This is a genomic window from Anaerospora sp. (assembly GCF_032013335.1).
Taxonomy (GTDB): Bacteria; Bacillota; Negativicutes; order Sporomusales; family DSM-15969; genus Anaerospora.
The window spans coordinates 61281-81801 of sequence record NZ_DALZUO010000015.1; the positions used below are offsets into that span (position 1 = coordinate 61281).

General features: G+C 46.9%; 15 protein-coding genes. 12 read left to right on the forward strand and 3 right to left on the reverse strand.

Features of this window, described 5'->3' with window-relative positions; translation table 11 throughout:
• Positions 1-173: 173 nt before the first annotated feature.
• From ald to RTR76_RS13125, 4 genes are all read left to right on the forward strand, one after another.
• Complete coding sequence (gene ald / locus RTR76_RS13110; protein ID WP_312521362.1) at positions 174-1289, forward strand: alanine dehydrogenase; 1116 nt, start codon at positions 174-176, stop codon at positions 1287-1289.
• 153 nt (positions 1290-1442) lie between these two features.
• On the forward strand, positions 1443-3023 hold the full coding sequence (locus tag RTR76_RS13115; RefSeq protein ID WP_312521364.1) for an ATP-binding protein: 1581 nt from the start codon (positions 1443-1445) through the stop codon (positions 3021-3023).
• 163 nt (positions 3024-3186) lie between these two features.
• On the forward strand, positions 3187-4200 hold the full coding sequence (locus RTR76_RS13120) for an ABC transporter substrate-binding protein (protein WP_312521366.1): 1014 nt from the start codon (positions 3187-3189) through the stop codon (positions 4198-4200).
• 122 nt (positions 4201-4322) lie between these two features.
• A complete protein-coding gene (locus tag RTR76_RS13125) occupies positions 4323-5102 on the forward strand; it encodes a protein-glutamate O-methyltransferase CheR (RefSeq protein ID WP_312521367.1) in 780 nt (259 codons plus the stop codon).
• A 10-nt stretch (positions 5103-5112) separates the two neighbouring features.
• Here RTR76_RS13125 and RTR76_RS13130 read toward each other — a convergent pair whose 3' ends face one another.
• On the reverse strand, positions 5113-6276 hold the full coding sequence (locus RTR76_RS13130) for a D-alanyl-D-alanine carboxypeptidase family protein (protein WP_312521374.1): 1164 nt from the start codon (positions 6274-6276) through the stop codon (positions 5113-5115).
• Between the two features lie 131 nt (positions 6277-6407).
• On the opposite strand from RTR76_RS13130, the gene RTR76_RS13135 reads away from it, so the two are divergent.
• Entirely contained in the window at positions 6408-7109 is a 702-nt protein-coding gene (locus RTR76_RS13135; RefSeq protein WP_312521377.1) for a polysaccharide deacetylase family protein, read from the forward strand.
• An 86-nt stretch (positions 7110-7195) separates the two neighbouring features.
• Entirely contained in the window at positions 7196-8341 is a 1146-nt protein-coding gene (locus RTR76_RS13140; protein WP_312521379.1) for an alanine--glyoxylate aminotransferase family protein, read from the forward strand.
• Here RTR76_RS13140 and RTR76_RS13145 read toward each other — a convergent pair.
• Positions 8335-8721: a hypothetical protein gene (locus RTR76_RS13145; RefSeq protein WP_312521380.1), complete on the reverse strand. Its 387-nt coding sequence runs from the start codon at positions 8719-8721 to the stop codon at positions 8335-8337. The genes RTR76_RS13140 and RTR76_RS13145 overlap by 7 nt on opposite strands.
• A 451-nt stretch (positions 8722-9172) precedes the next feature.
• Here RTR76_RS13145 and RTR76_RS13150 point away from each other — a divergent pair, with 451 nt between their 5' ends.
• The 6 genes from RTR76_RS13150 to addA all read left to right on the forward strand — a co-directional run bounded on the left by RTR76_RS13150 (position 9173) and on the right by addA (position 19432).
• Positions 9173-9742: a tryptophan transporter gene (locus tag RTR76_RS13150; RefSeq protein WP_312521381.1), complete on the forward strand. Its 570-nt coding sequence runs from the start codon at positions 9173-9175 to the stop codon at positions 9740-9742.
• The gene (locus RTR76_RS13155) at positions 9739-10611 is read left to right on the forward strand and encodes an ABC transporter ATP-binding protein (RefSeq protein WP_312521383.1); all 873 of its coding nucleotides are present in this window, start codon (positions 9739-9741) and stop codon (positions 10609-10611) included. Before RTR76_RS13150 ends, RTR76_RS13155 begins: the two co-directional genes overlap by 4 nt.
• Positions 10604-11419: an ABC transporter ATP-binding protein gene (locus tag RTR76_RS13160; RefSeq protein WP_312521385.1), complete on the forward strand. Its 816-nt coding sequence runs from the start codon at positions 10604-10606 to the stop codon at positions 11417-11419. The genes RTR76_RS13155 and RTR76_RS13160 overlap by 8 nt, the downstream gene beginning before the upstream one ends.
• The gene (locus RTR76_RS13165) at positions 11419-12087 is read left to right on the forward strand and encodes an energy-coupling factor transporter transmembrane component T (protein ID WP_312521387.1); all 669 of its coding nucleotides are present in this window, start codon (positions 11419-11421) and stop codon (positions 12085-12087) included. Before RTR76_RS13160 ends, RTR76_RS13165 begins: the two co-directional genes overlap by 1 nt.
• 152 nt (positions 12088-12239) lie before the next feature.
• Complete coding sequence (gene addB, locus RTR76_RS13170; protein WP_312521390.1) at positions 12240-15704, forward strand: helicase-exonuclease AddAB subunit AddB; 3465 nt, start codon at positions 12240-12242, stop codon at positions 15702-15704.
• Entirely contained in the window at positions 15701-19432 is a 3732-nt protein-coding gene (gene addA / locus RTR76_RS13175) for a helicase-exonuclease AddAB subunit AddA (RefSeq protein WP_312521392.1), read from the forward strand. The genes addB and addA overlap by 4 nt, the downstream gene beginning before the upstream one ends.
• A 50-nt stretch (positions 19433-19482) precedes the next feature.
• On the opposite strand, the gene RTR76_RS13180 is transcribed toward addA, so the two are convergent.
• Entirely contained in the window at positions 19483-20508 is a 1026-nt protein-coding gene (locus tag RTR76_RS13180; RefSeq protein WP_312521394.1) for an adenosylcobinamide amidohydrolase, read from the reverse strand.
• Between the last annotated feature and the right edge of the window lie 13 nt (positions 20509-20521).

Genomic DNA, 20521 nt, shown 5'->3' on the forward strand with positions numbered 1-20521 from the left:
GGTATGTTAAGTTTCCGTTTGGAATAAAAAAATTCCAGCTATGGAAACAATAGTTAACACAGCAAGGTTGGTATAAGCCGACGTTGCTGTGTTTTTATTTTGGCATATATCTTGCAATAATGCTTAGTGGCAATTAAAAGTACAAATACAATGATAGGTAGGAGGGGTTTTATATGATTATCGGCGTTGCAAAGGAAATCAAAAATAATGAGAATCGCGTTGCTCTGACACCAGCCGGTGCTGAAATGCTTCGTCAGGCAGGACACACTGTTTTGGTGGAACAGAATGCAGGCTTGGGCAGTGGGTTTTCTGATGAAAGCTATCTCAAAGCTGGTGCGCAAATTATTAGTGACAAAAAACAGCTTTTTGATTCGTCTGAAATGATCATGAAAGTGAAGGAACCACTGGCTCCGGAATATGAGCTTTTCCATGAAGGGCAAATTCTTTTTACCTATCTTCATCTGGCGCCTGAGCCGGAGCTGACAAAGGCCTTGCTAGAGAAGAAAGTAATTGGCATAGCCTACGAGACAATCGAAGGAGCACACCGTTCTCTGCCACTCTTGACTCCCATGAGTGAAGTAGCAGGCCGCATGTCTGTACAGGTTGGTGCGCAATTTTTAGAAAAACCATTTGGCGGAAAAGGTGTACTGCTGGGTGGCGTACCTGGAGTGGAGCCAGCACAGGTCGTAATTGTTGGTGGTGGGATTGTTGGTACAAATGCAGCTAAAATGGCATTGGGACTGGGAGCCAGAGTCACAATGCTTGATCTGTCTGCTGACAGGCTGCGTCAATTGGATGATTTGTTCAGTGGTCATGTGACGACTGTAATGTCAAATAGTTATAATATTGCCCAATGGGTTAAAAAAGCAGATTTGCTTGTTGGAGCAGTGCTTCTGCCAGGTGCGCGTGCACCTAAACTGGTTACTGAGGATATGGTCAAAACGATGGAGCCGGGCTCAGTAATTGTCGACGTTGCTATCGATCAGGGGGGATCGGTAGAAACAATTGACCGGGTAACTACGCATAGCGATCCTACCTACACAAAATATGGAGTGGTACACTATGCCGTGGCGAATATGCCTGGTGCAGTTGCCCGTACTTCTACTTTTGCTCTGACTAATGCTACTTTGGAATATGCTTTACAAATTGCCAATAAGGGATGGAAGAAAGCTGTTCAGGATAATGATGGTCTGGCAAAAGGCGTTAATGTCCTTGAGGGTAAACTTACATATAAGGCAGTGGCAGATGCTCTTAAAATAGCTTATACGCCTTTAGATCAGCTAGTATAATCAAATAATGTCGAATCTGCGCATAAAACATGGGCAGATTCTTTTTTTTGTCTTAAATTAGTGAAAAGGTTAAAATATTTAAAAAATTAACTTGAAATATTATACAAATACTCGTATATTGGAAAATATAGGTAAATTGAGGCGGGTGCAAGTGTGATATTAAAAAGTAAAGATGGAGAAAGGCAATGGGGTTTGGGAAGTATTCTGTTGCTTTTTTTACTGTGTACAATAGGGTTAATATCAATGACGCTTGAGGGTGTGCAGCAACAGTGTGTGGACAAGAATGTAGCGATATTGCATCATGGTTCTGACCGGGTTAACAGCTACTTTTCAAGAATACAAGGTGTTTTATTAGCTGCAGCCGATCCGGTTCAGCCCACGGGTGTTGAATCAGGTACGCTTGAACGTATTCAAAAACTGGGAATCGATTATCCGGAAATTAGTTCAATCAGTATTGTCGATAAACAGGGTAATGTTGTATATTCATCGTATCACCAGCAAATGAATTATCCACTAAGCAGCGAAAAATACTTTCAGAAAGCATTAAAAAGCTCTAAACCAGGAATTTCTGACCTGTATACAAAGCTTGGTAATCGGGCAGTGGCTGTATATGTTCCTCTTATGAAGGAGGGAGAAGTTGTTGGCCTTATACAGGCAATCGTCGATCCATATAAGTTGAATAATCTGCTTTCCGATTTAATTATTGGCAGGGAACATACCTTTTTAGGAATTACCGATACCAATGGCGTGATTATTGCCTTTTCTCACCCTCAATATATTGGGACAAGTTTGACGAGGCTGGAATCCATACAATTAGCGTTACAAGGGCAGCATGCAGCAATAGCAGAGACGAGTGCGCTGGGAAAAGACTGGCGTCTTGTTGTAGCCCGCCCGTTGGCAGATAACCAGGGAGCAGTAGTTCTTTCCCAGCCGACCAGAGCGGTATATTCCCCAGTGACTGCATTGCTGCAGTATGAAATTCCGGCCGTTCTGCTTTGGATCATTCTCATTGGTGTGCTGATCTATCGTAAAGTGCTGCGGATCAGCCAGCAGGAAGTGGACTTGATGGCACTGCAGGCTGAAAAAGCAAACGCAGTGGCAGAAATAGCTGCCAGTGTAGCCCACGAGGTACGTAATCCGTTAACGGGGATTCGTGGCTTTATGCAGTTGTTATCAAGTAGAACAAAAGATCCAAAGGCCCATGAATATGGCAAATTAATTGTCGAAGAAGTAGATCGTGTAGAAGTAATTATTAGTGAGTTCTTAAGTTTAGCGAAACCTCATTCTATGCGCAGGACGAAATGCAGCTTGACCGGTATTTTGCGCAGTGTATATTTGCTGGCAAGCGGTAGAGGCATTTATAATGGCGTTGATATTGAGTTTATTGAAACAGAAAGTATTGGTATGATGGCAGATGGTGCGCAATTGAAGCAAGCATTTCTTAATTTGTGTACGAATTCCATTCAGGCAATGCCAAATGGGGGAAAACTGACTATTTCTGTTAAACGGGAAGCAGGGCAGGCTTTTGTACTTATTCAGGATACAGGTGAAGGCATACGTCCTGAGCACATACCACGCTTAGGTGAGCGGTTTTTCACCACAAAAGAGGATGGTTCCGGCTTGGGATTGGCAGTGGTATATCGCGTAATCGAAGATAATCACCGTGGCAAGATTGACGTAAGAAGTGAACTCAATATAGGTACAACTTTTTGTATATGGCTGCCGCTGGAATAATGCGTTTTGAAAAAATAAAATCCCTTATTAGGCCGGGATTTTATTTTTTTAAAACGCATTATTAATACTCTAACATTTTATCAAGTTAAAGGAAGGAAATGATAAAGAGTTAGCGAATCATTATATACAGATTAGAAATTATTGTTGTGTGGAGGAGATGTCTGTGAGAAAAAAGATACTGGCATTATTAGTAGTGGCAGCTGTTGCAGTTCTTGCCGTCGCGGGATGTGCTTCCAATCAAGCTGCTCAGCCTAAGACAGAAAAGACTGAGAAAAAAGTTATAATCGGGTATACACCCTGGACGGGATATGGTGCCTTATTTATTGCTAAGGAGAAAGGCTTCTTTAAAAGCAGAGGCCTGGATGTTGAACTGCAAGCAATAGAAGGCGTGGGAGACAGGAAGCAATCGCTTGTTGCCAATCGTATTCAAGCCATGGCGGCTTCCCTTGATGTTTCTGTATCTGCTGCCGGTGAAGGCGTACCAATGAAATTCGTCTGGGCTTTTGATGCTTCCAACGGTGCAGACGGACTTATTGTTAAGCAAGGACGGGGGATTGAAAAAGTAGCTGATTTGAAGGGAAAAGAGATAGCCTTTCATCGCGGTTCAGCATCACATTTCTTTCTTTCTACTATATTGGAAAAAGCAGGTTTGTCTGATGCGGATATTAAAGCGGTTGATATGAAGGCAAGTGAAGCGGCATCTGCATTTATGGCAGGTAAGGTTGACGCTGCTGTAACCTGGGAACCACATTTAACTAAGGCTGTGGCTGCCGGTGACAGCGTGCTTTCTACGACGAAGGATACACCTGGTTTGATTGCTGATGTTTTGGCAGTGAGGGAAGAATTGGCACAGAAGGACCCACAAACAGTGCAGGCTCTTGTTGAGGCTCTGGCTGAAGCAACAGATTATTTGAATAAAAACCCCGAAGATACTAACAAAATTCTGGCGGCTGCTTTTAAGATGAAGCCCGAAGATGTGGCTGCTGATATTCAGACAGTTAAGTTTTATGATCTGCAAGGTAATCTGGAATTCTACGGAACTAAGGAAAAACCAGGTACAATTTATGAAGTTGGTAAGCGGGCCAGCTCCTTCTATGTAAATCAAAAAATATTGACACAGGCCCCTGATCTGACTAAATTCATCGATGGAACGTTTATCAGTAAGGCAAAAAAATAAAAATCTTCTACGTAAAAAGACAGGGCTTGTGGCCCTGTCTTTTTAGTAGGAAAATGATATAGCTTTGTCGAAGTAGCAGGCATATACCATAAGATATATGCTATAATTCGGAGGGCTTTAACGTGAGTAATGAAAAAGACTGGGAAACGTTTAAACAAAGACTTTTTACTAAATCGAGTATAAACCTGAATGATTATAAACCGACACAAATGCAGCGGCGGATTACAAATTTGATGACCCGCCATGGGGCAACAACGTATTTAGCATTTTTCGATATGATGGAGCGAAATTCTCAGTTGTATAAGGAGTTTATCGATTTTCTAACGATTAACGTTACCGAGTTTTTCCGTACTCCCGAAAAATTCGATGAGCTGGAGAAAAAAGTTATTCCTGATCTGCTTATCAAAAATAAGAAATTAAGTATCTGGAGTGCTGGCTGTTCAATCGGAGCGGAACCCTATTCTATTGCGATGATTTTGAATGAGTTGACACCAGGGGTTAAACACCGCATTTTGGCGACTGATTTGGATACAGAAATTCTTGGGAAAGCCAAAAAAGGTGTTTATACCATGAATGAGTTGAAAAATATGCCAACACCCCGATTAAGCAAATATTTTAAGCAGGTTGATGGGACATTTCAACTCAATGAAGATATTAAATCCCGCATTGAGTTTGGCCGCCATAACCTGCTGCTTGATAAATTTGAAAGTGGATTTGATCTTATTCTTTGCAGGAATGTGGTTATTTATTTTACGGAAGAAGCAAAAGATGCCTTGTACCGTCGCTTCTTTGCCTCGCTGAAATCAGGCGGTGTTTTGTTTGTTGGAGGTACGGAAGCCATTTTGAACTTCCGGGATATTGGATTTCAAAGTTATATGCCGTTTTTTTACCGCAAACCGTAGCTATCCAGCTTCATAATATGCCCCAGCCTGATACGATTCGAAACAGATATAGCAGATGGTCGAAGAATACTGAGGTGGGAGTTTGCTCAGTAACATCTTTGGTGGAAATAATATCGACTGTTTTTACTGCTTTTTCCCGCACGAAAAAAATAACTTCACCAATTTTTTGCCCCTGATAAACAGGGGCTTTTATTTTTTCCGGCAAATCAAGCTCAACCGTAACATGAGGATAATCTTCTGGCCTTACAATTACGGCCGCTACTTGATTAATATAGACGTCTACCGCATCGGTCATACCATCTTCGACGGGAATAGGACCGACAATATCACCGGCCTCGGCATATTCATATATGTCAAAGTTGTCAAAGCCGTACTTTAACAACTGCATAGAATCCTGCCAGCGGGAATGGTCATGCAGCACCACTGCAATTAACCGCTGATTGCCGCGAGTGGCACTGGATACTAAGCATGGACCTGCTTCACCGGTAGTGCCTGTTTTTACGCCATCAGCATCCTCCAGCATCCATAGCAGCTTATTTGTGTTGCGCAAGTTAACATCTTTTTCTTTGCCCCGCCGGTCCAGCCAGTCGATGGTTGTTTCCCTGGTATTTACGATTGAAGCAAAAATTGGATTAGTAAGTGCATAGCGCGATATCCAGGCTAGGTCAAAGGCTGTAGAGTAATGGCTGACAGCAGTGAGGCCATGAGGGTTGCGGAAGCTGCTGTTCACTGCTCCCAGTGACTGAGCCTTAGCGTTCATGGTGAGCACAAACGCGTCAACTGATCCGGCAAGATGCTCGGCAATTGCTACTGCAGCATCATTGCCTGAACGCAATAGAAGACCGGTTACTAATTCGCGGAGGGATAGTTTTTGGCCTGCGTAAAGGTGCATTGAAGAACCACCGGTTCCAGCAGCACGAAGACTTACTTCCACCTCCTCATCAAGGCGGCCGCTTTCAATTGCAAGAATCGCAGTTAGGACTTTTGTTGTACTGGCCGGAGCGTAACGCTTATGTATATTTTGTGCGAACAATACTTCTCCTGTTTTAGCATCCATGAGAATTGCTGCATTTGCATGTATTGTGGGCGGCTTGGGGGCTGCAGTTACAACCGCCATTGTTGTCAGTAAGAAAATCAATATATACAAAATAAGCCGTTTTATCATAGAACCCATTTGTCATCCCCCTTTTTACGCAGTATCGCGTGATATGCCACGATACTAACACATTATATTGACTACAAGGTGGTCATATGCAGTCGATTTTCAGCGTAATAGTAATTGTAGCTATGTAAGGGGGAAGAATCATGAAATATAAAGGCTTGCGGCTGTGGAGCATGATTGCTGTATTATCATTGCTGGCAGCAGGGGGAACACTTGGAAGCTTGGAAAAACAAAATAAAATTATCCGAAACGTGCCCACTACTCATCAGGTGGTCGCCTTTACATTCGACGATGGTCCTCATCCTGGAACAACGCCAGAATTATTAAAGGTACTGAGGGAGAAGGGCGTTAAAGCAACCTTTTTTATTTTAGGCCGTAATGCGGAAGTCTACGGTGACTTGCTGCGGCAGGTTGTTGCTGAAGGCCATGAACTAGCAAATCATGGCTATAGTCATCAGTTTTTACACCAAATATCGATGGAAGAGTATTTGGCGGAGGTTGAGCGCAATGAAAAGATATTGGCTCAAGTAGGTGTAAAACCGGTTTTCTTCCGCCCTCCCGGCGGAGGGTATAATGACTTGCTGGTAAGTAAATTGCAGGAAAGAGGCTATACCACAATCATGTGGACGGTAGATACCCGTGACTGGAGCCGTCCCTCAGTTAGTCAGGTTGTTAAGGTTGCATCAGCTAATTTAAAACCAGGCAATATTTTTTTATTTCATGACGGTCAAGATAAAATGCCGACACCTCAGGCTGTGAGTCTGCTGATTGACCAGTTCCGGGCGCAGGGGTATCAATTTGTGACGGTAAGTGAATTACTGCAGTATTACGAGGTGCGACATTAGTCTGAAAATTATTTACAATTATAGAAGGTTTTTTTGCTATCATACCGTATTGTTTTGATAAATCAACACTGAACGGAGGTATGGACATGATTAAACAAGCCCCTTTGGTAATGATACCCGGGCCGACACCGGTTGCAGAGTCGATCCGCCAGGCAATAGCAATACAAACCTACGGACACACATACGGTGGATTTGTTGCTATTTACAAGGAATGCTTGGCGGGCTTAAAGCAAATTTTTCAAGCTGATCATATCATTGTAATTGGTGGAGCGGGAACACTGGCAATGGAAATGGGACTCATTAATACTGTTCCTGCCGGTGAAGACATTCTTGTAGTGTCCCATGGCGTTTTCGGTGATCGCTTTGCCTTAATTGCCAACGCATTGGGGATAAAAGCAGATGTTTTAAGCTGCCCGGCCGGGCAAGCTGTGCCGCTGGCAGTTATAGAGGAAAAGCTGCAATTAAAAAAATATAAAGCCATAACGGTAACCCATGTTGACACATCAACAGGGGCCATGGCTCAAGTAAAGGAGATAGGCCGACTGGCCAGCAGATATAATACGTTATATATTGTCGACGGAGTATGTGCCAGTGCGGCTGTTCCTGAAACAATGAATGATTTTGGTATTGATGTTGTTGTTACAACCTGCCAGAAGGCATTTGGCACACCACCTGGCTTGGCAATGGTAGCTTTCAGTAATCGTGCGCTGGCTCGCCGTGATGAATTAGGAAGTGTACGGGCTTATTATTCAGATTGGAAAAATTGGCTGCCCATTATGGAAAACCCGGCTTTGTATTTTTCTACCCCGCCGGTTAATCTTATTGCTGCGCTGAGAGAGGCTGTCCGTATCGTGCTTGCCGAAGGATTAGAAGAGCGGTACCAGAGGCATAACCGGATTGCAGCGAGCATGCGTGCAGGCCTTAGTGCAATCGGACTGGAACTGGCGACTTCCCGCGATGATCTTGCGCCAACACTCAGTGTAGTTAAATACCCGGAAGGCGTAGAGGATACCGCCTTCCGGGCAAAAATGGAACAATATGATGTTTTTGTCGCCGGCGGTATAGGTGAGCTTAAAGGAAAAGGCTTCCGCATCGGCCATATGGGCAATATATGTATTAATGAAATTGTGATAACCCTGTCCGCTGTTGAACGGGCGCTTAGTTCCAATGGCTTTGCGGTATCGCCCGGAGCAGCCGTAGGGGCTGCCTGGGAAACCTGGCAGTCTTACTGATAGGTTTCGAGCTTTTTCCAGTGAGTCTGAATCATAATGTCATAGCGGTTAATGGTGGCAGTCCGTTCATTACGCAGTGCCTGAATGGCACTTAGTACATTTGGGTCAAACTGATATACTTTTTGCTTGGAAACCGTAACTGGTTTTGCATATTCTCTTAGTTTAGTCGCTACTTTCATATTGGTTTTTCCTGCCTTGACGATTACTGCCGGCTCCAGCATATCGGAACCGTCATAACGGTGTATCAGGCAATTGGGCTGAAGATGATCAATCACATTTTTATCATCTCCTTCAAGAATGACGGGTATGCCGCAGCTTGGGCAGTCAGTATGCTGGGGGACTAGCCAAGTGTAGCATGATGAACACACGAATCCGTCCATGGTAAACACCTCCGTATAATAGTTTGGCCAGGAGAGCATATTCTATCATTTTTATTTTCTTATTGACAGATCTTTGTCTTTTCTGCTATAGTCAGAGCAATAGATAAATGCATAACAGTACTATCAATGACCAGGAAGAGTACACATAGCAGGAGCGTTTCAGCGAGCCAATGACAGTGGAAGTTTGGCACAGACTCGGCATGTCGAATGGGCCTGGGAGATGCGGTCCGATCCGTTTTACGGGGTAGGCTCCGCCGGCATTCTTCTGCCGTTATCATCGAAGCGGGTATCGGAATGTTATTTCCCGTACTTTGACTGAGCAGGGTTGCTATACGTTAGCAGCCAAGCAGGGTGGCACCGCGGGTTAACCCCTCGTCCCTACTACTAGTTTATTACTAGTGTAGGAACGAGGGTTTTTTGTTTTTAAAAAACGATAAGGAGGAGTACGATCATGGAAAACAAACAGCAAGAACAACTAGTAACATATACGCAAGCTCAGGGAGGTAATTACCGCTGGGTAACTGTTACCACTCTGCTGCTGGCCATTGGGGCGATTTTGAAATTAGTGACACCTAGCGTTGGCGGGATAACACCCAATTGGATGATTGCCATGTACTGCATTGCCATTAATTTGACAAGACCCACATTTGGGCAGGCAGCAGGCATTGGCTTGGTTGCCGGGGCAGTACAAATTCCACTATCCAAATCGGCTTTTCCTTATGGTAATTTGTTAAGCGAACCGGTAGGAGCTCTTGTATGCGCTCTCGTTACTCATGCGGCTGTTAATATGACATTAGGCGGCTATAACCTGCGTCCGGCAGTTGCCACGCTCATCAGCACCGTAGCCAGTGGACTTACCTTTATTACTGTTATGAAACTGGTATTGTCTCTCCCTATGTCAGTTTTTCTTTACGCAATGCTGCCGGTGGTTTTTGTCGTAGCGGTAGTGAATATGGTCCTTACCCAGCTTCTTTATTTTCCCGCACAAAAATTATTTCATTCTCGAGGTAATAAGGAATGACAGCAATAGTATTTGAACATTTTTCTTATGCTTATTCTACTGGTGAACCGGTATTAAATAGTATTGAGCTGGAGATCCCCTATGGATCGTTTACGGTTGTCACCGGCCCTGAGGGTGCTGGGAAGACTACTCTTTGTCTGGCGGCTACCGGAGCCGTACCGCAGTTTTTTGGCGGACGCATGGCCGGAAGTGTTATGGTGGGCGGTTTAAAGACCACAGAAATCAATATGGCGGACTTAGCTCGCAAGGTTGGAACGGTGCTGGCCGATTATGAGAGTCAGCTGGTAGCCTTGACAGTAGCGGAGGAAGTGGCTTTTGGATTGGAGAATCGCGGAGTACTTCGCCATGAAATTACTGAACGGGTGAGGCAGGCCCTGGCGCTGGTAGGTCTATCTGGCAAGGAAGAGCAGGAAGTAGCGGGACTTTCGGGCGGGCAGCGGCAGCGTCTGGCTGTTGCCAGCATATTAGTAACTGAACCGGACATTCTTGTTCTGGATGAACCGGCTTCAGCCCTTGACCCGGAGGGAACCCTGGAATTATACCGGCTGTTAGGGGACCTGAACAAAAATCATGGAAAGACAATCGTTGTTGTTGAACATCAGCTAACCAATATTCTGCCCTATGCCACGCAGCTTATAGTAATGGAGAATGGAAAAATTGCCTTGGCTGGAACAGTTGCTCAGACTTTGACTGCTATGGTTGACTGTCAGCTATATGCCGAGGCTGTACCGGCATTATGGAGATTAAAGTTTTCCTTAGAAAAAGCTGCAAAAATTAACTTAGGCGAATGGACTTCTCCGGTTGAGGCTGCTGCTGAAATTAATACATTATTGGCTTCTGAAAAGAAGGGAGTGGCCAGAAGTGCTTGAACTGCAAAATATCACCTTTGGCTATAACAAAAATCAGCCTGTGCTTAAAGATGTCAGTATCAATATTGAAGCCGGTGAATTCATTGCTATTGCCGGCAGGAACGGCAGCGGCAAAACTACGGTTACCCGTCTGCTGACAGCACTAAAAAAGCCGAGCTCCGGCAATGTACTGCTTAACGGTCAAGACGCTGGAGCTAACTCTCCGGCTGATATGGCGCGACATATCGGTTATGTTTTTCAGAATCCGGACAGACAGATTTTCCGGGATTCAGTGGCCCATGAGGCTGCTTTTGGACCGGAGCAATTAGGCTTTTCTCCTGCTGAGATCAAAAAGGCAGTAGACCAGGCGCTGGAGCTAACCGGCCTGGCAGAACTTGCTAACGCTTATCCGCCTACTTTATCTAAAGGGCAAAAACAGCGGCTGACGATTGCCTCAGCACTGGCCATGCAGCCTAAACTGCTGATTCTTGATGAACCTACCAGCGGTCAGGACAGCTGTGAACGGCAGAAGCTTCTGGAATTGTTGATGCAGCTAAATGCACAAGGTGTGGCTATTATTCTGGTTACACATGATATGGAGATTATCGCCCGCTATCCTCAGCGGGTAATTGTAATGGCTGAAGGGGAGAAGGTCTTTGATGGTACTCCACGGCAGTTATTTAACGGTAAGTACCCGATTGCTGAATGGAGTTTAAGTTATCCCGCAGCAGTTGCAATTGGGCAGGACGTCTTTCCCAATGAAGAAGCGGTAATGTCGATTGATGAGTTATGCCAAATGCTTGAAGCCAAGCTGGGAGGTGACCGTTAATGAACAAGACTGCTCCATTAACAAAATTGATTCTAACGCTGGCGGTTTCTGTTTGGTCATTGCTGCTTTACACCGTTCCCGGCTTGCTCGTGCTAGTATTTGGGCAGCTGGCGCTGATTGTTATGGCTGGAGCTTTTAGCAAGACTGCGAAGGCTCTGACTGCATTAACCGTATTTGCAGTGTTGCTGGCAGGTCTGCAGTATCTTTTGGGCAGCGGACTGGAGCTATCCCTGGTTACCGGGCTGCGTATGATTTCAATGACGGAAGTTTTTCTGCTGCTGCTGGCGACGACCCGCATGCAGGACTTGACGGCAGCCCTTGTCAGCCAATGCCGGGTTCCTTATGAATATGCCTTCATGTTTACTGCGGCACTGCGTTTCGTTCCGGATTTTATTGCCGAAAGCCGTGCTGTACAGGAAGCTCAAGCTTGCCGAGGTTATTCCGCAAAAGGCGGCATTTTCCGCCGGATTACTTCGTATCTGGCTATTGTTGAGCCGCTGGTACTCAGAGCGGTCAGCCGTTCGGAAACAATGGCAATGAGTCTTGCGCTTAGGGGCTTTGGTGGTACTGGCCGCAGCTTTACTGCTAATGTAGCGCTGGGCAGCCGGGATTATGCTTTGCTTGTGGGAATGGCGGCACTGACAGCCGGTTTGGTAATCATCCGTTAACAACAATATAATACAAGTGATTTAATAAAAGGGACGTTTTTGCCAGTACACGGTGTGTGGCAAGAACGTCCCTTTTTCGCGGTGGGAGAGGAAAATGTATGTTCGGGGTCAAATATAACAGGGAACACGTTTATTGTCAGGAGGGTTTCCTTGTGGCTCTTAATCTTATTTTGGGCAGAGTAGGATCAGGCAAAACGAGCCTTTGCTTTGATAGTATTATAGATGAACTTAATGCTGCACCTGAGGGGGCACCAATGATCTTACTGGTGCCTGAGCAGGCAACTTTTCAGGCAGAGAGGCTGCTGGCAGCGCGATCAAAAAATGGTGGTTTTTCCCGTGCGCATGTCCTTGGTTTTCGCCGTTTGGCTCATAAAGTATTGTTGGAGAACGGTGGGGGTGCCAGACCGCGGATTACTGACTTAGGCAAGCGCCTGGTGCTCAGGCGGCTGCTCGTCAAACACCAGGAGGACCTTAAGATATTGGGCCGGGCAGCGAAGCAGCGTACGTTTGCTGAAACGCTGGCCAGTGCTATTTGGGAATTTAAAACGTTTTGTATTGCACCCCAGCGCCTGGTTGAAATGGAGAATACGCTGGGAGAATCTCCGCTTGCTGCTAAGGTTCATGATTTAGCATTATTATATCAACGATTTGAAGATTTTTTGGAGGGGCGGTATACAGACCCGGAAGATACGCTGACATTATTAGCAGACACTATTCCCACGGCCGAGTTAATTCGGGGAAGCCGTATCTGGATTGACGGATTCCACTGGTTTACGCCGCAAGAATATCAGGTATTGTCCGCTTTAATGAGCACAGCTGGTGATATTACGATCAGTTTATGTCTCGCTGATCCCCATTCGGCAGAACATCAAAGTGATACTGCTTTGTTTCACCGGCAATATCATACTTATAAAGAGTTAGTGAAGCTTGGTGCCAGTCATGGTTTAACGAGGACGGAACAGCAATTAAAACCGGGGAAGCGGTTTGCTGCTGCTCCAGTTTTAGGTTTTCTGGAAGAGCAGTTTGCTGCACCCAAAGCTGCCGAATGGCAGGGCGATACAACCGCTCTGCTTGTTGCTGAAGCGGCTAACCGGCGTGTAGAAGCGGAAGGGATTGCCAGGGAAATAATTCGCCTCTGCCGGGATGAACAATACCGCTGGCGTGATATTGCTGTCTTGGTACGCGACAGCGCAAGCTACTGCGAAATTCTTGAAATGGTGCTGACTGATTACGATATTCCGTACTTTAGTGACCGCCGTCGTCCTGCCGTGCATCACCCACTGGCAGAGCTGATTCGTTCAGCCTTAGAAGTGATTGTAGATAACTGGCAGTATGATCCGTTATTTCGCTGCTTGAAAACTGATTTATTTCCGCTAAAACGAGGCGATATTGATATTCTGGAGAACTATTGCCTGGAGTTTGGCCTCAAAGGCAGCCGCTGGACGGATGATAAGCCGTGGACGTTTGTCCGGCGCTTATCATTGGATGAAGACAGCGATGTGAGCGACGTTCAGCAACAGCATTTGGATGATGTAAATTCCGTTCGCGCCGCGGTTACTACACCGTTACTGCAATTTCAGGAGCAGTTAAAAGCAGCGGTGACAGTAGCGGACTATACTACTGCTGTTTACCAATTGCTAGTGACACTGGGTGTGCCGGAAAAACTGGAACGATGGGCAGTGAAAGCTGAGGAAGCTAAGGATCTGGACCAAGGCCGCGAGCACCGGCAGTTGTGGGAAAGTGTGGTCAATCTCCTGGATCAACTGGTTGAAACCTGTGGTGAAGAGACTATTACGCTTCTGGAGTATGCCCAGATTGCCGGTGAAGGTCTTGAGGGTCTTGCACTTAATTTAATCCCGCCAGGCCTTGATTATGTGACAATATCAACATTGGAAAGAAGCCGGACTTTGGAGGCGAAGGCGGTTTTTGTTCCTGGTGTCAATGATGGTGCATTGCCCCAGCGAGGCAGAGAAGAGGGCTTGCTGAGTGATGGTGAACGTGAATTTCTGGCTAATTGTGGTGTTGAACTGGCACCCGGCTCTATGCCGGATGCTTTTCATGAACAATTTATTGTTTATTTGGCACTGACAAGAGCCAAACAGTTTTTGTGGCTGAGTTATCCGTTAGCAGATGAGGATGGCAAAGCTCTCTCTCCCTCCCCGATTATTGGCAGATTGAAGAGGCTGAAGGCTATTGGCAGCTGGCGTACTCTGCCGGTAGAGCTGGCAGAGGGTGCAGAAAGGGAATACATCGTTCATCCCCGACGCAGTTTGTCAGCTCTGGCTGGAGGTCTGAAGGCTGCATTAACCGGAGGACAACCAAGTCCTGTATGGTGGCAGGTGTATAATTGGGCGCAGGGTAATCCGGCAGTTCATGAGGCTATGCGACAGGCAATTGACGGACTATTCCACCGTAACCAGACGTCGGCCTTGCCTGGGGATGTGGCCCGCCGGTTATACTGCAAGCAGGGTAAGCTTAGAGGCAGTGTTACCCGCTTCGAAGGCTATCGCGCCTGTCCTTTTCAATACTTTTCCCAGTATGGTCTAGCCCTCAAACCACGAGCTGTTTTTAAATTGGCGGCACCGGATTTTGGACAGTTCTTACATGCCGTTTTAAAAGCTTTTGGCGACAGCCTGGCTGCCGATGGCCGCCGCTGGCAGGATATATCTCCCGGCGAAGCGGCAAAGCGGTGCAGGGAAATTACGGAACAATTGGCACCAAAACTGCAAAATGAAATTTTACTTAGCTCGCGCCAATACCAGCATATCAAATCCCGCCTTGACCGGACGGTAGAACGTTCAGTGGGACAGCTTATCAACTTCGATGGTGCCAGTGCATTTAAACCGGCGGTGTTTGAGCAGTCTTTCGGCCGTACAGGCACTGATTGGCCGCCACTTACTTTTAAACTGGATGATGGCACGACTGTAGAACTAGCTGGTCAGATTGACCGGCTCGATCAGGCGCAGCATGACGGGCAGACGTATATCCTGGTTATTGATTACAAATCAGGCGGTGCCTGGATCAAAATGGCTGATGTTTATTACGGCTTAAAGCTGCAGTTGTTAACCTATCTGCTGGTAGCTTGCCAGACGGCAGGTCCGCTGTTAGGCGGAGGGGATTTGATACCGGCAGGAGCCTTATACTATTTCCTGAAAAACCCAAAGGTGTCAGGGAAACGTCCGATGAGCGAGGAGGAGATTGCCAAGGCGATTGGCAGTCAGCTTAAAATGCCGGGCTGGGTACTTGCTGAGCCGGCCGTGGTAAAACTGCTGGACACCAGCATTGACGGTTGGTCGCAGTATATTAAGGTCTGGCTTAAAAATGAAAAATTTCGTACTGACAACTGGAGTACACTAAAAACCGGTGAGCAGTTTTCCGTGCTATTAGGACATGTACATCAGCTTTTAGCGGACACTGCAGCGCAAATCATCAGCGGTCATGTTGCTATTGAGCCTTATACATTGAAAGAACGCACGCCCTGCGGTTATTGTGATTATAAACCGGTATGCCAATTTGATGCTTTGCTGCCGGATAATGTATTTCGCGTACTTGCTGATATGGAAGACGAAGAAGCATTGGCGCGTTTAGCCGGAATAGAAGGAGGCGAGACGCTTTGAGCTGGTCACCGGAACAACATCAGGCTATTTACAGCCGCAATCAAAATTTGCTGGTAGCTGCAGCTGCCGGTTCAGGTAAAACGTCTGTCCTGGTAGAACGGATTATTCAGCGGGTATTAGACCCGCTGAATCCTGTTGATATTACTCAGCTGCTTGTTGTTACTTTCACCAAGGCCGCTGCTGCAGAAATGCGGGCACGGATAGGCAATGCGTTAACTGCTGCACTCGACAACGGTGGCAATCGCCAGCACATTGAACGGCAGTTGCTGCTTATTAATGCATCATCCATATCAACGCTCCATTCTTTTTGCCAGTCAGTCGTCAGGCAATATTTTTATCAGCTTGATCTCGATCCGGCTTTTCGACTGGCCGGCGCAGCAGAAATCGAGCTGCTTGAGTTCGATGTGCTGGACAGACTGTTTGGAGAACGCTATGAGATGGGTGATGAAGCCTTTTACCGGCTGATTGAGCATTATGGTGGTGAGCGTGATGATGCTGCTCTGGCCGGATTGATTCTGAAACTGCATAGTTTTGCCCGCAGCCATCCCTGGCCGGAGCACTGGCTGGGTCAATTGCCAATGGCTTTTACCACAGGCAATCCGGTTGCGATTGATGATACTGTCTGGTCCGCTCTAATCCGGGAAAAGATTCGGTTTGAACTTGAACAAGTGTTGGCAAATTATGAAGTAATGCTGGCAGAGGTGGTGAAACCAGGTCATCCGGAGGCGTATCAGCCTGTATTGGAAAGTGATGTGCTGCAGCTCTCGCAAGTACTGGCAGCCGCCACAGAAGGCTGGCTATCACTGGCTGCAGCTCTCAGTCACTGTAAATTTGAAGAATTGCCTCGCAAAAAAATGCCTGGTGTAAGTGATGAGGCGAAAGAATTTCATCAGAATGGCCGCAAACGGGCGAAGGCCTTTATAAAAAAGACGAGTGAATTATATTTTTCGGCCACCGGAGAGGAATTGCTTGCCGATATGGCTGCTGCCGGTCCGATAGTACAGGATTTAATTGATTTAACGCTGGCTTATCATGAAGGCTTTCAACAGGCCAAGGGGAGTAAAGGACTGCTTGACTTTGGTGATTTAGAACATTTTTGCCTGCGTATTTTGCTGGACCCGGCTGCTACTCCCGAGCAGCTCCTGCCATCAACGGTGGCTACAGAATTGCGAAATAAGTATGTCGAGGTCATGGTAGATGAATATCAGGATACCAACGGAGTGCAGGAAACGATTCTCCAGCTGGTGTCCCGCTCGGACAACCGTTTTATGGTTGGCGATGTGAAGCAAAGCATTTACCGCTTCCGATTGGCGGAGCCAGGCTTATTTATGAATAAATACAATTGTTATTCGCTGGCAGGGCAAGGACAGGAGCGGCGAATTGATCTGGCCCAGAATTTTCGCAGCCAGGCCGGAGTTCTTCATGCGGTCAATTTTCTCTTCAAACAAGTCATGACTAAGAATGCCGCCGAAATGGATTATGGTGAGAAGGAATACTTAAATGCCGGCTTGATTTTTCCTGAAACAGAGGATTTAGTGCTGACTGACGCGGTAGAGGTTCATCTTATCGACAGGGATGGCACTGATGAACCAGCTGAGGAGCAAGGGGATCAGTCGGAAAGTACAGTGGCTGAGCTAAAAAGTGACAAGCCGGCAGATAACAAAAAAGAATTGAGCCGGTTTGAGCAGGAAGCCTGGCTGATTGCCAGACGTATGCTGAAATTAAAGCAGCAAGGCTATCAGGTTTATGATAAGGGGGTGGGGTGGCGTCCTCTGGCCTGGCGCGATATGGTAGTTTTACTCCGGGCTGTTTCCGGTAAAGCGTCGATATTGCTGGATACACTGCGTTATTTCGGTATTCCAGCTTATGCCGAACAGGACTCAGGGTATTTTCAGGCGACAGAAGTGCAGGTAATGCTGTCGCTGCTTAACATTATTGATAATCCTCGCCAGGATATTCATTTGGCAGCTGTACTGCGTTCGCCGCTGGTAGGCCTTTCGGCTGCTGAATTGGCACAGGTACGCCTGGCTGCAGACGGTGACCTCTGGAATGCCGTAACTACTTATTGTCAATGTGAGCAAAGCGCTGAGGAAGGAAAGCGGGTTACCGTGTTCCTGCACCGTCTGCGCGAGTGGCGCAGCTTTGCCAGAAGGCGTGGTGTAGCTGAACTGATCTGGCGGCTTTATCGTGATACCGGTTATTACGACTATGCAGGAGGAATGGCGGGAGGAACTGTCCGTCAGGCCAATTTGCGAGCTCTTTATGACCGTGCCCGCCAGTATGAGACAACTAATTTTCGCGGTTTGTTCCGCTTCCTCCGGTTTCTTGACCGGCTGCTGGATGACGGGTCCGATATGGCTGTTGCCCGGGCTTTGGGAGAAGGCGAAGATGTGGTGCGGATTATGAGTATTCATAAGAGCAAAGGGTTGGAGTTTCCCGTCGTATTTGTAGCTGATCTTGGAAAGGAATTTAACTTAAGAGATACGCGGGAAGCAATCTTACTGCACAAAAATCTTGGCATTGGTCCTTATCGCTATCACCCGGAGAAGCGCTTTCAGCATCCAACACTAGCCTGGCACGGCATTAGTCACCGGCTGGTCATGGAAACGAAGGCGGAAGAACTGCGTATTCTCTATGTAGCGTTAACAAGGGCAAGAGAAAAGTTGATCCTGGTTGGTTCGGCGGCGGCTATGGCTGAAAAATGTGCGCAGTGGAGCCGATATGCCGGCAGGCTGGAGGTAGCATTGCCTGATGCGCAGATTGCTACTGCAAAAACGTATCTGGATTGGCTGGTTCCGGCGATTACCCGCCATCCTCAGGGAGAGGCACTGCGTCAATACGGTGCTTACGAGGGGCCTCTGGCAGGATTGGTGGCGGCTGACAGCAGTCAGTGGGAGGTCCATATTTACCGACCTGGTGATCTTGGCGGACAGCAGGCTACAGCAAAGGAACGCCATCCCTGGCTGGAGCAGGTTGAGCAACTAGAACCAGTACCCATTGAAGAGAGCGTTGACTGGGTAGAGGCTGCGCTGAGCTGGCAGTATAACTATCAAGCTGCAGTTGCCATACCGGCTAAGCTGTCTGTAACAGAAATAAAACGCCGGTTTGAAGTGCCGGAAGAGGAAGCGGAACCGGTATGGCAGCAACCTGCAGTTATTGCCCGGCCCCGGTTTATTCAAAATAAAAGTACAAAATTAACTGGTGCTGAAATTGGTACAATCATGCATACTGTTATGCAGCAGGTCAACTGGCAAGGGGATATCAGTGCAAATGGCATTGCCAGTCAAGTAAAGGAATTGGTGACCCGGGAAATTTTACTGCCCGACGAGGCACCCGCAGTTGATGTTCAGGCGATAAGTTCGTTTTTTGTCTCCGATCTGGGGCAGCGGCTGATGCAGTCTCCCTGGTCTAAACGGGAAATGACATTTAGCCTGCTGCTGCCGGCAGAACGGTTTTATGAAGAAATGAGTGGGACAGAGGAAAAGATATTTATTCAAGGGGTAGTGGACTGTCTGTTTGCTGATGGCGACGGGCTGGTACTGATTGATTATAAAACGGACCGGGTAAAAGCGGGACGGGAACTGGCTGGCAAATATGCCACTCAGCTGCGCTTATATGCCCAGGCAGTAGAAGCAATTCTGCAAAAACCGGTCAAAGAAACATATTTGTATGTTTTCAGTACAAGCGAGGTTATTGCAATAGATGTACGTGAACAACTAGTAAAATAAAAGAAAAATGCTGTTTTCCTGCCGCTGATCAGCCGGGAAAACAGCATTTTTTAATAAAGAGGAAAGAAGTCTCCGTTAGTTCCACCCTGCAGATGGAGATCTTGCCGCAAGGCACTGGTTTTTGCCCTAAGGGCACTGGCCAGGGATATGCCAAGAGGCTGTAGAGAGGGTGCCTCCAGGAAGTAAAGAAATTGATAGAGTTCGGATAGGCCAAGCATCCCCCAGCAATATTCCTGCCAGATAGACTGACTCATTGCCAGCAACAACCGCGCTTGTCCCGATTCGGGAAGTGAATCAGGATAGCAGCCCATGGTGAGTTCGAGCCGTTTGAGGCGTTCCTGTACTGAACCTTGTCTGCGAGGATCAATTCTACATTGCAGTGCCAGAGCTTGCTTGACGGCGGCTCTTACAGTCAGACCTATGAGCTCACCCAACTTCGACTGAGTGCCGGCATCCGTGCATAGCAGCGGAGAAGCAGGATCGGAGGTCATAATTACGCCATCTGTACCAGTGCCGGTAGCGCTTCCCTGTGTGCAGGAGCTTTTAACTGCCAGCTCCTGGAGTATTGACGTTTTTGCTTCGGTAATGGTCACTAATGCTTTTGCCAGTGTACCATAAGCAAGCTTTGCATTTGTAAATGTAAGGATATTGATCGTACCGCCTATCGGATGATACCGGCCGTTATCTTCATAATAACAGGCACAATCACCAACACGGGCGGCATTTTCGTCGACTCCGGCAGTTGCTACTGTTTCAACAGTTAGGTTTTTGTAGGTTAATGCATGATACCCCCGGCAGTGCATGTCGGCACTGGTTAAAAGACCTGTAGTGTGGTCGCGATTGAGACCGCGGTCATCAGCCACTAATGCCAGGTAATTTTCCAAATTGCCGCCCGGTAGATCAGCCTCACTGTTGACAAATAGACTTAACCGGTGATTAAATACCGCTTCGGTCCTCAAATAACCGCCGTTATACAAGGATGTGCTTAAGGCAAGGCGGGGCGCAGAAAACCTGCAGATGATGGATTGATCATCTGCAAAAAGTGTTCCTCCTGTTTTTAGCAGCTGGCTTTCCATAGGGCCATTCTCC

Coding starts and splice junctions, on each gene's coding strand:
- RTR76_RS13135 (WP_312521377.1), top strand. CDS start 6,408: ATGAAATATAAAGGCTTGCGGCTGTGGAGCATGATTGCTGTATTATCA.
- ald (WP_312521362.1), top strand. CDS start 174: ATGATTATCGGCGTTGCAAAGGAAATCAAAAATAATGAGAATCGCGTT.
- RTR76_RS13150 (WP_312521381.1), top strand. CDS start 9,173: ATGGAAAACAAACAGCAAGAACAACTAGTAACATATACGCAAGCTCAG.
- RTR76_RS13145 (WP_312521380.1), bottom strand. CDS start 8,721: ATGGACGGATTCGTGTGTTCATCATGCTACACTTGGCTAGTCCCCCAG.
- RTR76_RS13180 (WP_312521394.1), bottom strand. CDS start 20,508: ATGGAAAGCCAGCTGCTAAAAACAGGAGGAACACTTTTTGCAGATGAT.
- RTR76_RS13165 (WP_312521387.1), top strand. CDS start 11,419: ATGAACAAGACTGCTCCATTAACAAAATTGATTCTAACGCTGGCGGTT.
- RTR76_RS13140 (WP_312521379.1), top strand. CDS start 7,196: ATGATTAAACAAGCCCCTTTGGTAATGATACCCGGGCCGACACCGGTT.
- RTR76_RS13155 (WP_312521383.1), top strand. CDS start 9,739: ATGACAGCAATAGTATTTGAACATTTTTCTTATGCTTATTCTACTGGT.
- RTR76_RS13130 (WP_312521374.1), bottom strand. CDS start 6,276: ATGGGTTCTATGATAAAACGGCTTATTTTGTATATATTGATTTTCTTA.